We start from the raw sequence: 12,525 nt of genomic DNA, 5'->3' as shown, positions 1-12,525 counted from the left end.
GTACGACCGCGCAGGTCAGCGGCACCGTCCGCATCGTGGATATGGCGGGGGGGCCGGATACCCGTCTGAAAACATGTGCGCATGAGCCGAATCTCCGCGCGTGTCGCCGCCATTTCCGAGTCAGCCACCCTCGCCGTCGACGCCAGGGCGAAGGCGATGAAGGCCGCCGGCCGGCCCGTGATCGGGTTCGGCGCCGGGGAGCCCGACTTCCCGACGCCCGGCTACATCGTCGAGGCGGCCGTGGCGGCCTGCGCGGAGGACCGGTTCCACAAGTACACGCCGCCGGGAGGGCTGCCGGAGCTGAAGCAGGCCATCGCGGCCAAGACGCTGCGCGACTCGGGGTTCGAGGTCGACGCGGGCCGGGTGCTGATCACCAACGGCGGCAAGCACGCCGTCTACGCGGTCTTCGCGACGCTGCTCGACCCGGGTGACGAGGTGCTGGTCGTGGCGCCCTACTGGACCACCTACCCCGAGGCGATCAAGCTGGCCGGGGGCGTCCAGGTCGACGTGGTCACCGACGAGGACAGCGGCTATCTGGCGTCGGTGGAGCAGCTGGAGGCGGCCCGGACCGACCGGACCAAGGCGCTGCTGTTCGTGTCGCCGTCCAACCCCACGGGGGCGGTCTACTCCCCCGAGCAGGTCGAGGCGATCGGCCGCTGGGCGGTCGAGCACGACCTGTGGGTCGTGACCGACGAGATCTACGAGCATCTCGTGTACGGCTCCGCCACCTTCACCAGCATCGCGACGGCCGTCCCCGAGCTGGCCGACAAGGTCGTGGTGCTGAACGGCGTGGCGAAGACCTACGCGATGACCGGCTGGCGGGTGGGGTGGCTGATCGGCCCCTCCGACGTGGTGAAGGCCGCCACCAACCTGCAGTCCCACTCGACGTCCAACGTGTCGAACGTGGCCCAGGCGGCGGCGCTGGCGGCGGTGTCGGGCGACCTGTCGGCGGTGGCCGAGATGCGGACCGCGTTCGACCGGCGGCGGCGGACCATGGTCCGGATGCTCAACGAGATCCCGGGCGTGGTCTGCCCCGAGCCGTTCGGCGCCTTCTACGTCTACCCGTCGGTCAAGGAGCTGATCGGCAAGGAGATCCGGGGACGCCGGGCGGCGTCCTCGGTCGAGCTGGCCGAGCTGGTGCTGGAGGAGGCCGAGGTCGCGGTGGTCCCGGGCGAGGCGTTCGGCACGCCGGGGTACTTCCGCCTCTCCTACGCCCTGGGCGACGACGACCTCGCCGAAGGGGTCACCCGGCTGGGCAAGCTCTTCGGCGAGGCCCGCTAGTAGTCCAGGCCGGCCTCGCCCATGACGATGACCGCGATCGCGAGGCCGGGCTCGGGTGTCCTGAGAGGCGCGAACCCCGCTGCCGGCGACCACCTCGCGAAGCTCGTCGTCGGCGAAGCACTTTCGCCTCCTCCCCCAGCAGGGTGCGCAGGCCGTCCATGGGCACGTGGCGCAGCCCGACGTCGTCGGCGGGGGCCGGGACCAGTTGCGGCAGGCCTTCTCCAGGGCGGCCTGCAGCACGTCTTCGGCCTCGTGGACGGACCCGCAGGTGAGATACGCCGTCCGGAGCAGGGCGGCGCCCCGGGCGGCGACGAATTCCGCGAATCCCGTCATGCCCTCACATACGCCTGACCGTGGGGGGAGGTTGCCTACTTCTCGGGGCGGATGCCCTCGATCACCTTGACGATCTCGGTGCGGGCGCGCTCCTCGCCGAGGGAGGCGCTGAAGTCGGGGCTGAACGCCACCTGGACCATCTGGTCGCCGGACAGCTCACGGCTGGCGGTGAGGGTGGCCGACGGGCCGAAGTCGCCCTTGCCGCCGCCCTCGTCGTAGACGTCGACCCAGGTGGCGGGGCCGACCTTCTGGCCGTCGCGGCGGAGCAGCTGCGGGTCGGCACTGACGATCACCTGGACGGAGTACATGCCCTCCTCCAGGCCCTGGGTGACGTAGGGCACGGTGGCGGACTTCTTGCCGAAGCCGCCCACGTAGGAGGTGCCGCCCCACTTCACGCCCTCGGGAAGGTAGCCGACGTGGATGCCCATCCAGGTCAGGCCGTCGCCGAGGTCGCCCAGGTTCTCGATCTCCGGCTTGCCGCCCTCGTCCTCCGGAAGGGCCGTCGGGGAGACGGTCGGGGCGGGCACCCACGGGACCTTGATCTGGACGAGCGCCTTCGGGTCGGCGACGGTTCCCGCGGCGGGCTCGGTCATGATCACCTTCTCGCCCGCGACCACGCCGGCCTTTTCGCCGCCCTCTCCCGGCGTCATGAGCATCGGGGTCAGGCCGGCCTGCTCCAGCAGCAGGTAGGCCTGCTTGGCGTTCATGCCGACCACGTCGGGCACCACGATCCCGGGCACCGCGATCGCGGGCGCCGAGGCGCCGCTCGCCGGGCCCGCCGACGGGGTGGTGTTCGTCAGCACGACGGGGACGGTGACCGCGACCGCCGCGGTCACCAGCACGGCCCCGGCCGTACGGAACCGGACGAGGGAACGGCGACGGCGGCGCCGGACGGCGCTGCCCATCGACGGCGGGGCGTAGACCTCGCCCACCTGGGCGCGCATCGCCTCTTTCAGTGCTTCCTCGACGTTCATGCGGGCACTCCTTCAACCATCGCTTCTCGGATTCTGGCGAGCCCCCGCGCCGCCTGGCTCTTCACCGTGCCGACCGAGCAGCCGAGCAGGGTGGCGGTCTCGGCCTCCGACTGGTCCTCCCAGTAGCGCAGCACCAGGACGGCCCGCATGCGGGCCGGCAGTTTGCGCAGCTCGGCCAGCATCGCTTCGCGAAGACCGAGGTCGGGGCCGTCGACGGGGGTGTCGGGCGGCGCGGCGAACGTGATCTCCTGGATCACGCGCCGGCGGCGCGAGCGGGTGATGGCGCTGTTGACGACCACTTTCCTGGCGTAGGCCTCCGGGTTGTCGGCCCGGATGCGGGACCAGTGGCGGTAGACCTTCTCCAGTGCGCCCTGAACCAGATCCTCGGCGTCGTGGGCGCTGGCCCCGCAGACGAGGATCGCGGTGCGGAGCAGCGCCGTGCTGCGCGCGGCCACGAACTCGTCGAAGGCCGCTTCGTCTTCATCGGTCATGGGCTCCCCTTTCGCTCGTCCACAACGCGCGAAGCGGGTGAAGGGTTGAGTGCTGTTGCGGCAGGATATGGAGATGCGGCGCCCACTCGAAACACTCCCCAAGGCACATCTCCACCTGCACTTCACCGGCTCGATGCGCCATTCGACGCTCATCGAGCTCGCCCGCGAGCAGGGGGTGCACCTGCCCGACGCCCTGGTGCAGGACTGGCCGCCGCAACTGCACGCCACCGACGAACGCGGCTGGTTCCGGTTCCAGCGGCTCTACGACATCGCCAGATCGGTGCTCCGGCGGCCCTCAGACGTCTACCGGCTGGTCCGCGAGGCGGCCGAGGACGAGGCCCGTGAGGGGTCGCGGTGGCTGGAGATCCAGGTCGACCCGTCGGGCTACGCCTCGAAGTTCGGCGGGCTGACCGAGACGCTGGAGCTGGCGCTCGACGCGGCCCGGCAGGCGTCCGCGGCGACCGGGGTCGGGGTCGCGGTGATCGTAGCGGCCAACCGCACGCGCCATCCGCTCGACGCCCGCACCCTGGCCCGGCTGGCCGCGCAGTACGCCGACAAGGGCGTGGTCGGGTTCGGGTTGTCCAACGACGAGCGGCGCGGCCGGGCGCGCGACTTCGACGCGGCGTTCCGGATCGCGAAGCGGGCCGGGCTGCTCGCGGTGCCCCACGGCGGCGAGCTGCTGGGCGCGGCCTCGGTCGCCGAGTGCGTCGACGACCTGGGGGCCGACCGGGTCGGTCACGGCGTACGCGCGGCGGAGAGCCCCCGGCTGATGGAGCGGCTGGCCGACCGGCAGATCACCTGCGAGGTCTGCCCGCTCTCCAACGTGGGTCTGGGGGTGGCGCGGGGTCCGGAGGACGTACCGCTGAGGAGGCTCTTCGAGGCCGGGGTGCCGATCGCGCTGGGCGCCGACGACCCGCTCCTGTTCGGGGCGCGGCTGCTGCCGCAGTACGAGCTGGCCCGGGACGTCTACGGCTTCTCCGACGCCGAGCTGGCCGAGCTGGCCCGCCAGTCGATCCGGTCGTCGACGGCCCCCGAGCCGGTCCGCAAGGAGATCATCGCCGACATCGACGCCTGGCTAGCGAACTGACGCCGCGATCCTCTTGGCCTCCTCGACGTCCGGCACGCCTTCGAGGCGGAGTCCGACGCGGCCGTGCTGCCAGATGAGGGTGGGGCCGGCCAGGCGCAGGGAGACCGGCGCCCCGCCTCCCACGGGCAGATATTCGACGCCGTGCTGCTGGGGGATCCACACCCCCGAGGTGGTGCCGAGCCAGAGCTGCTGCGGGAACGGTTCGCCGAGTTCCTTGTGCCAGACCTCGCGCAGCGACCCGTCGTACTGGTCGAGGCGGATCGCGTCCCAGTACATGCTGACGACCTGACCGCCGTCGGCCACCCTGACCTGGTCGGGTTCGCCGAGCGCGGCCGGCACGACGAGCGGGAAGGCCACCGCCGACCGGGCCTCGGCCAGGGCGGCGCCGGTCTCCGACGGGAGCGGCGAGGGCGAGCCCGACGGGACGGGCGCGGAGCCGCCGACCTCGATCTCGACCCCGGCGAACCGCAGCACCCCGGCGACCGCCGCGCGGCCCTGCGGGGTGGCGGCGACCAGCACGACCAGGACGGCGGCCACGACGGCGACCAGCCGCTTGGTGGTGAAACGCCGCTTCGGCGCGGGCTCGCGGAGGGCGGTCAGCACGCGGCCGGCCATCGCCTCGGGCGGCGGCGGCACGTGGAGGGACTCGCCCAGGGCGCGCAGTTCGGCCTCGAGGGGGTCGTCAGAGGAGTTCACGGTCCACCTCCTCCCTCAGCCGCCGCAGACCCCGGTGGGTGCGGCTCTTCACCGACCCGATCGGGCAGTCGAGGACCTCGGCCGTCTCCGCTTCGGACAACTGCAGGAAATACCGGCAGACCACCGCTTCACGTTCCCGATCAGGCAGGGCCCGGACCGCCGCGAGCAACCGCGCCGACCGGTCGCCCGCCACCGCCGTGTCCTGCGGATCTTCCGGGCCGCCCGGTTCCCGCACCGCCTCCAGGCGCACCGACAGGTCGGCCCGGCGTCCCCGGGACCGGGTGGCGTTGTGGGTCTCGTTGGCCACGATGCGCAGCAGCCAGGGCCGGAAGGCCGAGTCGCGCCGGAACGACCTCAGATGACGATAGGCCTTGACGAACGCCTCCTGGACCACGTCCTCGGCCTCGTCGCCCGCGCCGAGCAGGAACGCCGTGCGGTGGGCGATCGCGGTGTACCGGGTGACCAGCGCCTCGTAGGCGGTCAGGTCACCGGCGAGCGAACGGCCGACCGCTTCGTCGTCGGTCAGAGGGGGAGGGTCATCGGCATTCATCGGCGGGATGATTCCACCGCATCGCTTCAGAATTGGGAAGACCGCCCAGGGCGTAGCCGACGCCGCCGTCGAGGGACAGGCGCCGGCCTTCGGCGTAGGCCTCCAGGTATTCGTGTTCGCCGAGGACGCGGCGGGAGCGGCGGTCGGTGCGGCCGCGCGACTCGACGAAGCCGGGCGGGGCGAAGTGGGTCGGCCCGAACTCCGCCCACAACCGCTCCCCCACGCCGAGCAGGCGGGCGGCGCGGACGGCGTCGCCCATCGCGACGGCGCAGGCGGCCAGGCGTTCGACGGCCATCGCGCTGCCCATCACGTCGCCCAGGCGCCAGATCGTGCGCAGGGAGGTGCGGGCGTAGCGGTCGGCGGTGACGGCGTCGCCCCGGCCGAGTTCGGCGGCAGCCCTGATCTGGTCGCCCATCGAACGCGACCACGCCTCGCCGAGCGCCTCGCACGCGGCCCGCTGGGCCTCCAGGACGGCGATCGCCTCGTCGGGGTCGCCCCGGCCGATCAGGGCCAGCGCGAGCAGCGCCATCGCCGAGAGGCGGGCGACGAAACGACCGCCCACCCGGTCGAGGTGGTCGATGGCCTCCTCGGCGAGGAGGCGTACGGCGTCGAAGTCGCCCTGGAAGAGCGCCAGGCTCGCCGCGCCGGTGCAGGCGTGGCCGATGGCGGCCGGGTCCTCCTGGGCCAGGGCGGCCTCGCGGGCCTGGGTGAGGCGGACGGACATCTGGTCGTGGTCGCCCTGGGCGAAGGCGACGAAGGCGGCGGCCCACAGGGCGCGGGTGCGCTGGGGGCTGTCGGAGGTGTTACGTTCCAACGCCCGGTCCAGGTAGTAGCGGCCCTCGCGGGCGTGGCCCAGGCAGTACCAGACGAACCACAGGCGGCCGACCAGGTCGAGGCCGATCGGGCTGGCGATGCACCGGTCGAGGGCCAGGCGCAGGTTCGGCATCTCGCCGCGGGCCCAGTCGGACCACGACGCCTGGTTGGGGCCGCACCAGTCGGCCTCGGCGCGGCGGGCCAGCGAGACGTAGTGGTCGCGGTGGCGGAGCATCATGTGCTCCTCCTCGCCGAGTTCGCGCAGCCACTCCTGGCCGTAGACGCGGACCGTCTCCAGCATGTGGAAGCGCTCGCCGACGGCGCAGACGACCGACTTGTCGGCCAGCCTCGCCAGGGTGCCGGGCACGTTGGGCAGCCGGTCGTCGCCGCAGACGTACTGCGCGGCCTCGGTCTCGAACGACCCGGCGAACACCGACAACCGGGCCCAGAGCAGCCGCTCGTCGGGGGTGCACAACTCGTGGCTCCAGCCGACCGACGTCCGCAGCGCGGCGTGCCGACCGGTGCGGCCCGGGTGGCCCGAAAGCAGCGCGAACCGGTCGTCGAGCCGGTCGGCCAGCTCTTTGGGGGTCATCGAGCGCAACCGCCGGGCGGCCAGTTCGATGGCCAGCGGCAGGCCCTCCATCCGCCGGCAGAGCTGGGCGACCTCCTCGTCGGAGGTGAAGCCGGGCATGACGGCGGCGGCGCGTTCGGCGAACAGGCGCAGGGCGTCGGTCTCGGCGAGCGGGCGGACCCGGAAGACACGTTCGGCCGGGTGGCCGAGCGGCTGGCGGCTGGTGACCAGGAAACGCACGCCGGGCGCCTTCGCGAGCACCTGGCCGACCAGGGCGCGGGCGGGCCCGACGAGGTGTTCGACGGTGTCGAGCAGGATCAGCAGCCGGCTGTCGGCGAGGTGCGCGGCCAGCACCTCGCCCTGGGGCCGGACCGACTGTTCCGGAAGGCCGAGCGCAGCGGAGACCGCGTGGGCGAGCAGATCGCCGTTGCGCTCGGCGGCCAATTCGGCCACCCGGACCGGCTCCAGGTGAACCCTGGCGTGTTGGGCCGCCACGCGGAATGCCAGACGCGTCTTCCCCACGCCGCCCGGACCGGCGAGCGTCACCACCGACGACTCGGTGATCAGTCGGCCGACCTCGGACAACTCCGCGTCTCGCCCGACGAAGGTACTGGTTTCCGCCGGAAGGTTCACGGCCGTCAGGGTTTCACGGCGCAATCACGTTTGAGGGGCGGAGGTGGATAATTCTCTACCTCGGGTGGAAATTTCTAATGCGCGGTCGAGTCCCATTCTCCGGCCGCGCGCCAGCGCCGTCTGGTAGGCCTCTTCACCCAGTTCGAGTGCCGCCTTTCTGGCGCATTCCTCGTGGGCGGCGGTGAAGTGGCGGGAGCCGTACAGAGGAGAACCGACCGACTCCCAGACGACCGCCGCCGCGCCCTGCAGCAGCGCGCCGCCGGCGGCGTCGCCGGTGCCGACCAGCACCAGCGCGAGCAGTTCGACGTCGAGCACCGTGCCGATCAGATCGTTGAAGACCCTGCTGTACGTCAGCGACTCGCGCACCAGCCGCTCGGCCCCGGCGTGGTCGCCCGACCCCCACGCGAGATAGGCCTCCACGTAACAGACGTAGGCGAGCACCCACCTCTCGCCGTGGTCTTCGCAGAGCCGCCGCACGTCGCGGCAGATCACCCCGGCCGGTTCGAGCCGGCCGGTGAACGCCTGGGCCATGGCCAGCTCGATCTTGCCCATCAGCACGTGGGTGTCGAGCAGCCCCATGTCCTCGTATTCGGCCAGCGCGTGGAGCAGCAGCGGGATCGCCCGGTCGAGCTCGTCGGCCAGCATCGCCAGCGCGCCCAGCCGCTGCACCGCGCGGGCCCGCGACCGGTCGTCGCCGCGCTCGCGGCACTCGGCCAGCAACGCCGTGGCCCTGGCGGTGTCGCCCATCATGATCGCGACATACCCGGCCACCCACAACGCCTTGGCCCGCTCGGGCGTGGGCGAAGGATCGGAGTCGAGCACCTGCTCCAGCCAGTGACGGCCCTCGCCGAGATGGCCGCAGCAGACCCAGTAGAACCACAGGGTGGCGGCCAGGTCGAGGCCGTCGCGCTCCTCGCCCGGGGTGGAGACGCAGAACTCCAGGGCGGCCCGGAAGTTGCCGTGCTCGGCGTGGGTGCGGGCGTAGATCTTCTGCTGGCCGGGCCCGAACCACTGCGACTCGCCGCGCCGGGCCAGCCGCAGGTAGTGGTTCTTGTGCTTGCGCCGCAACCGGTCGGTCTCGTCGGGGCCCAGCCGGTGCAGCCACTCCTCGCCGTAGTCGCGCACGGTGTCGAGCAGCCGGTACTGCCCGCCGGCGCGCACCACGATCGACCGGTCGACCAGACCGCTGATCAGCCCGAGCAGCGCGTGGGCGGGGAGGGTGCGGTCGGCGCACACCTCCTCGGCGGCGGCCAGCCCGAACGACCCGGCGAACACCGACAGGCGCGCCCACAACAGGCGTTCGGCCGGGGAGCACAACTCGTGGCTCAACCCGATCGCCGCGCGCAGCCCGTCGAGCAGCCGGAACCGGTCGTCGAGCCGGCGCACCAGTTCCTCGACCGGGAACTCGGCGAGCCGCACGGCGGCCAGCTCGATCGCCAGCGGGATCCCGTCGAGCCGGTCGCACAACCCGGCGTCGTCGGCGACCACCCGCCCCGCCCGGTCGGCCAGCAGTTCGAGCGCCTCGGTACGGTTCATCGGCGCCACCGCGAACAGGTGCTCCCCGGCCACGTCGAGCGGCTGCCTGCTGGTGACCAGCACCCGCAACCCGGGAGCGCCGCGCAGCAGCAGCTCGGCCAGCTTGGCGCACGCGTCGACGAGCCGGTCGGCGCCGTCGAGCACCAGCAGCGCGCGGCGGTCGGCCAGATGGGCGGTCAGCACCTCGTCGGCCGGGCGGGCGGTGCGATCGGTCAGCCGCATCGCGTCGGCGACGGCGACGGCGAGCAGATCGGGCTCGCCGACCTTGGCGAGGTCGGCGACGAACACCCCGCCGGGGAAACCGGCCTGCGCCACGGCGGCGACCCGGCTCGCCAGCCGGGACTTGCCGACGCCCCCCACACCGGTGAGCGTCACCAGGCGGGAGACCTCGAGCAGACGCGCGATCTCGGTGATCTCCGGCTCCCGGCCGATGAAACTGGTCACCTCGGCACGCATTAACGAATCGTAACTCTGTAGTGGGAGATGCCGCAGAAGAGAATCAGCGTCATTCTCCTGGGCACTAGACTCGCTCGGACCGCCACCGACGAATGAGGAGCCATGTCTGGGTACGACCGTGTAGTACAGCCCGCGGCCGGAGACGAAGCCCTGGAGAACCATCTGGGCGGCGACGAGGCGCGCAACTACCGGCAATACGAGTTCGACATGGTTGCCCCGCACGTCGGCCGGTCGATGCTGGAGATCGGTTCCGGTCTCGGTCACTTCGCCGAGCAGTTCCTGCCGCGGCTCGACCGTCTGGTGACGAGCGACTTCGACCCCTACTGCGTCGAGCAGCTGGAGAAGCGGTTCGCCGACAACCCCGACGTGGGCGTGCTGCAGTTCGGGTTGCCGACCGACATCCCGCTTGAGGAGAAGGTCGACACGGTCGTGCTGATGAATGTGCTGGAGCACATCGAGGAGGACGTCGAGGCGCTGCGTTCGCTGGCCCGCGTCACCCAGCCCGGCGGCAAGATCATCATTTGGGTGCCCGGTTACATGCAGCTCTACGGCGACTTCGACAAGAAGGTCGGGCACGTCACCCGTTACACCCCCAAGACGCTCGGCGCGACGGTGCGCGAAGCCGGGCTCGGCATCCACACGCTGAAGCCGATCAACTTCCTGGGCGGCATCGCCTGGTGGGCGGCCGTGCGCCGGGGCGGCGTCGGCTATCCCGACCCGCGCCTGGTCAAGATCTACGACCGGACGGTCGTGCCGGCCACGCGGTTCATCGAGCGGTTCATCACCCCGCCGTTCGGCCAGACCGTCTTCTGCGTCGCGACGGTGAAATAACTCAGGCTTTTCTCACCCTTCTCCTCCAGGCGCCACAGACGCGGAGGAGAAGGTGTGGCGCATGAGACGCCACGATGTGACCGATATGGGGCTTTTAGTGGGAGAAAAGCACCATACTTGAGCTCGCCATGAGTGAGACCAGGATCCTCGTCGTCGAAGACGACCCGAACATCCGCGACATCATCGAGGTGGCCCTCCGCTTCCACGGGTTCACCGTCAAAGCGGTGCCCAACGGGCGCGACGCGCTTCGCGAGTTCGCCGACCGCAGGCCCGACCTCATCGTGCTCGACGTGATGCTCCCCGACATCGACGGGTTCGAGATCTGCCGCCGGGTCAGGGCCGAGGGCGCGACCACCCCCGTCATCTTCCTGACCGCGCGCGACACCGTCTCCGACACCGTTCGCGGGCTCACCATGGGAGGCGACGACTACGTCACCAAACCCTTCTCGGTGGAGGCGCTGGTCGCGCGGGTGCGGGCGGTGCTGCGCCGGACGACCGTGCCCGACGTCGCGGAGCGCCCCAGCCGTGACGTGCTGCGGGTCGCCGATCTCGAACTCGACGAGGCCCGGTGGGAGGTGCGCCGCGGCGGGGTCAGGGTGGAGTTGTCGCCGACCGAGTTCCGGCTGCTCGCCTTCCTGATGGAACATCCCGGGCTGGTGCTGACCAAACGGCAACTGCTCGACCAGGTCTGGGGGTACGGCGGTTCGTCGCAGGTGCTGGAGACCTACATCTCCTATCTGCGGCGGAAGCTGGACCCGCTCGGACCACCTCTGATCCACACGCAACGTGGCGTGGGATACGCTCTGCGGCCCTGACGATCGGGGCCAGACGAAATGGCGTTGACGATGTCGCTCCGCTCCCGGCTGCTGGCCGGGCTGCTCGTGGTGAGCACGATCCTGCTGGTCGTCCTGTCGGTCACGAGCGCGGTGGTGCTGGAACAGCACCTGACCAGCCGGCTGGAGAGCCAGTTGCTGGCGGCCACGGCGACCGCCACCCGGCGGGTCGACGCCGTGGAGTCGGTCACCCAGGCGCTCGCCGGTTCGCCGTTCGCGGTCGCGCAGGTCAACCTGGAGAGCGGGCGGCCCGCGCTGGTCAACGGCGACTTCCCGCAGTCGTCGAAGGTGCCGGGAATGCTCTCCGACCTCGGCGCCGACCGGCTGGGCGGGCACGCCGCCGCCGGACGCACCTTCCGGCTGGGTGACGACCTGCTCGCGAGCGCGGCGAAGGACCGTACCGGAACCAGCATCGTGGTCGTGGCGGTGCCGTTCGACGTCGTCGGCGACCCGGTCCGCCACCTGCTGCTGGCCGAGCTGGTCACGGGCGGGCTGCTGATCGCGCTGCTGGCCCTGGGCGGGCGGCTGCTGATCGTGTCGGGCCTGTCGCCGCTCGACCGGATGTCGCGCACGGCCCTGCGGATCGCCCAGGGCGGCGACCTGTCGGCCCGGATGCCCGAGGGCGCCACCGAGGTCGGGCGGCTGGGCAGCGCCATCAACCTGATGCTCGACCGCATCTCCGAGGCGTTCCGCGACCGCTGGACCTCCGAGGAGCGGGTCCGCCGCTTCGCCGCGGACGCCTCCCACGAGCTGCGCACGCCGCTGTCGACGGTACGCGGCTACGCCGAGCTCTACCGCGCCGGCGCGATCCCGCCCGAGGAACTGCCCAAGATCATGGGCCGCATCGAGGACGAGGCCACCCGCATGGGCAACCTGGTCACCGAGATGCTGGAGCTGGCCCGCCTCGACAAGGGCGCGACCCTCAGCCTGGCCGCCACCGACCTGGCCGAGGTGGTCAGGGAGGCCGCCGCCGACGCGGGCGCGCTGAACCCCGGCGCCCCTCTCGTCGTCGACGCCCCCGACTCGCTGGTCGCGGTGGTCGACGAGGCCAGGGTCCGGCAGATCATGGTTAACCTGCTGGCCAACGTACGCGCGCACACCCCCGAAGGCACCCCCGCGCTCATCCACCTGGCGCAGGACGACGCCCGGGTGCTCCTGGAGATCACCGACCAGGGCCCGGGCATGCCCGCCGAGCAGGTCGCCCGCGCGTTCGACCGGTTCACCCGGGGCTCGTCGGAACGCGCCACCGGCGGGGCGGGCCTCGGGCTGGCCATCGTGAAGGCCATCACCGACGCGCACGGCGGGCGCTGCTGGATCACCTCGGCCCCCGGCAACGGGACGACCGTGCACGTGGCGTTGCCCACCGCGCGCACGGCCGTCATGAGCGAGGTCTAGCTCAGGGCCTCGGCGCGGGCCAGCAGGTCGTCCAGGCGCCTGCGA

Annotated in this window: 11 protein-coding genes; 5 read left to right on the top strand and 6 right to left on the bottom strand. The window is 71.9% G+C overall.

Translation table 11 applies throughout. The features are described 5' to 3' along the window. Nucleotides 1-81 precede the first annotated feature (81 nt). The gene (locus GT755_RS27795) at nt 82-1,281 is read left to right on the top strand and encodes a pyridoxal phosphate-dependent aminotransferase (protein ID WP_161482547.1); all 1,200 of its coding nucleotides are present in this window, start codon (nt 82-84) and stop codon (nt 1,279-1,281) included. 368 nt (nt 1,282-1,649) lie between these two features. On the opposite strand, the gene GT755_RS27790 is transcribed toward GT755_RS27795, so the two are convergent. Continuing rightward, on the bottom strand, nt 1,650-2,588 hold the full coding sequence (locus tag GT755_RS27790; RefSeq protein WP_161482546.1) for a PASTA domain-containing protein: 939 nt from the start codon (nt 2,586-2,588) through the stop codon (nt 1,650-1,652). Then, entirely contained in the window at nt 2,585-3,079 is a 495-nt protein-coding gene (locus GT755_RS27785; RefSeq protein ID WP_030451522.1) for a SigE family RNA polymerase sigma factor, read from the bottom strand. Before GT755_RS27785 ends, GT755_RS27790 begins: the two co-directional genes overlap by 4 nt. Before the next feature lie 73 nt (nt 3,080-3,152). Between GT755_RS27785 and GT755_RS27780 the strand changes: the two genes are divergently transcribed. Beyond that, nucleotides 3,153-4,166 (top strand): adenosine deaminase, encoded by a 1,014-nt coding sequence (locus GT755_RS27780; protein WP_161482545.1) that lies wholly within the window; start codon nt 3,153-3,155, stop codon nt 4,164-4,166. On the opposite strand, the gene GT755_RS27775 is transcribed toward GT755_RS27780, so the two are convergent. The 4 genes from GT755_RS27775 to GT755_RS27760 are packed head-to-tail and all read right to left on the bottom strand — an operon-like array spanning nt 4,155 to nt 9,421. Beyond that, complete coding sequence (locus GT755_RS27775; RefSeq protein ID WP_161482544.1) at nt 4,155-4,862, bottom strand: hypothetical protein; 708 nt, start codon at nt 4,860-4,862, stop codon at nt 4,155-4,157. The two genes, GT755_RS27780 and GT755_RS27775, sit on opposite strands and share 12 nt — an antisense overlap. Further along, the gene (locus GT755_RS27770; RefSeq protein ID WP_161482543.1) at nt 4,849-5,412 is read right to left on the bottom strand and encodes an RNA polymerase sigma factor; all 564 of its coding nucleotides are present in this window, start codon (nt 5,410-5,412) and stop codon (nt 4,849-4,851) included. The genes GT755_RS27775 and GT755_RS27770 overlap by 14 nt, the downstream gene beginning before the upstream one ends. Further along, on the bottom strand, nt 5,399-7,429 hold the full coding sequence (locus tag GT755_RS27765; protein WP_161482542.1) for an ATP-binding protein: 2,031 nt from the start codon (nt 7,427-7,429) through the stop codon (nt 5,399-5,401). Before GT755_RS27765 ends, GT755_RS27770 begins: the two co-directional genes overlap by 14 nt. Nucleotides 7,430-7,453: 24 nt before the next feature. Continuing rightward, the gene (locus tag GT755_RS27760) at nt 7,454-9,421 is read right to left on the bottom strand and encodes an ATP-binding protein (protein ID WP_161482541.1); all 1,968 of its coding nucleotides are present in this window, start codon (nt 9,419-9,421) and stop codon (nt 7,454-7,456) included. 102 nt (nt 9,422-9,523) lie between these two features. Between GT755_RS27760 and GT755_RS27755 the strand changes: the two genes are divergently transcribed. The 3 genes from GT755_RS27755 (at nt 9,524) to GT755_RS27745 (ending at nt 12,480) form a co-directional block, all read left to right on the top strand. Continuing rightward, entirely contained in the window at nt 9,524-10,252 is a 729-nt protein-coding gene (locus GT755_RS27755) for a class I SAM-dependent methyltransferase (protein ID WP_161482540.1), read from the top strand. Between the two features lie 128 nt (nt 10,253-10,380). Then, a complete protein-coding gene (locus tag GT755_RS27750; protein WP_161482539.1) occupies nt 10,381-11,067 on the top strand; it encodes a response regulator transcription factor in 687 nt (228 codons plus the stop codon). A gap of 30 nt (nt 11,068-11,097) precedes the next feature. Then, a complete protein-coding gene (locus GT755_RS27745) occupies nt 11,098-12,480 on the top strand; it encodes a sensor histidine kinase (protein WP_161482538.1) in 1,383 nt (460 codons plus the stop codon). Nucleotides 12,481-12,525 lie beyond the last annotated feature (45 nt).

It is taken from the genome of Herbidospora solisilvae (assembly GCF_009901565.1).
GTDB classification, from domain to species: Bacteria; Actinomycetota; Actinomycetes; order Streptosporangiales; family Streptosporangiaceae; genus Herbidospora; species Herbidospora solisilvae.
This window is presented reverse-complemented; position numbering and strand designations above follow the sequence as displayed.

Bases quoted from the DNA above. Each gene is read 5' to 3' on its own strand.
- GT755_RS27770 (WP_161482543.1), bottom strand. From the start codon at position 5,412: ATGAATGCCGATGACCCTCCCCCTCTGACCGACGACGAAGCGGTCGGC.
- GT755_RS27790 (WP_161482546.1), bottom strand. From the start codon at position 2,588: ATGAACGTCGAGGAAGCACTGAAAGAGGCGATGCGCGCCCAGGTGGGC.
- GT755_RS27785 (WP_030451522.1), bottom strand. From the start codon at position 3,079: ATGACCGATGAAGACGAAGCGGCCTTCGACGAGTTCGTGGCCGCGCGC.
- GT755_RS27745 (WP_161482538.1), top strand. From the start codon at position 11,098: ATGTCGCTCCGCTCCCGGCTGCTGGCCGGGCTGCTCGTGGTGAGCACG.
- GT755_RS27750 (WP_161482539.1), top strand. From the start codon at position 10,381: ATGAGTGAGACCAGGATCCTCGTCGTCGAAGACGACCCGAACATCCGC.
- GT755_RS27795 (WP_161482547.1), top strand. From the start codon at position 82: ATGAGCCGAATCTCCGCGCGTGTCGCCGCCATTTCCGAGTCAGCCACC.
- GT755_RS27755 (WP_161482540.1), top strand. From the start codon at position 9,524: ATGTCTGGGTACGACCGTGTAGTACAGCCCGCGGCCGGAGACGAAGCC.
- GT755_RS27780 (WP_161482545.1), top strand. From the start codon at position 3,153: ATGCGGCGCCCACTCGAAACACTCCCCAAGGCACATCTCCACCTGCAC.
- GT755_RS27760 (WP_161482541.1), bottom strand. From the start codon at position 9,421: ATGCGTGCCGAGGTGACCAGTTTCATCGGCCGGGAGCCGGAGATCACC.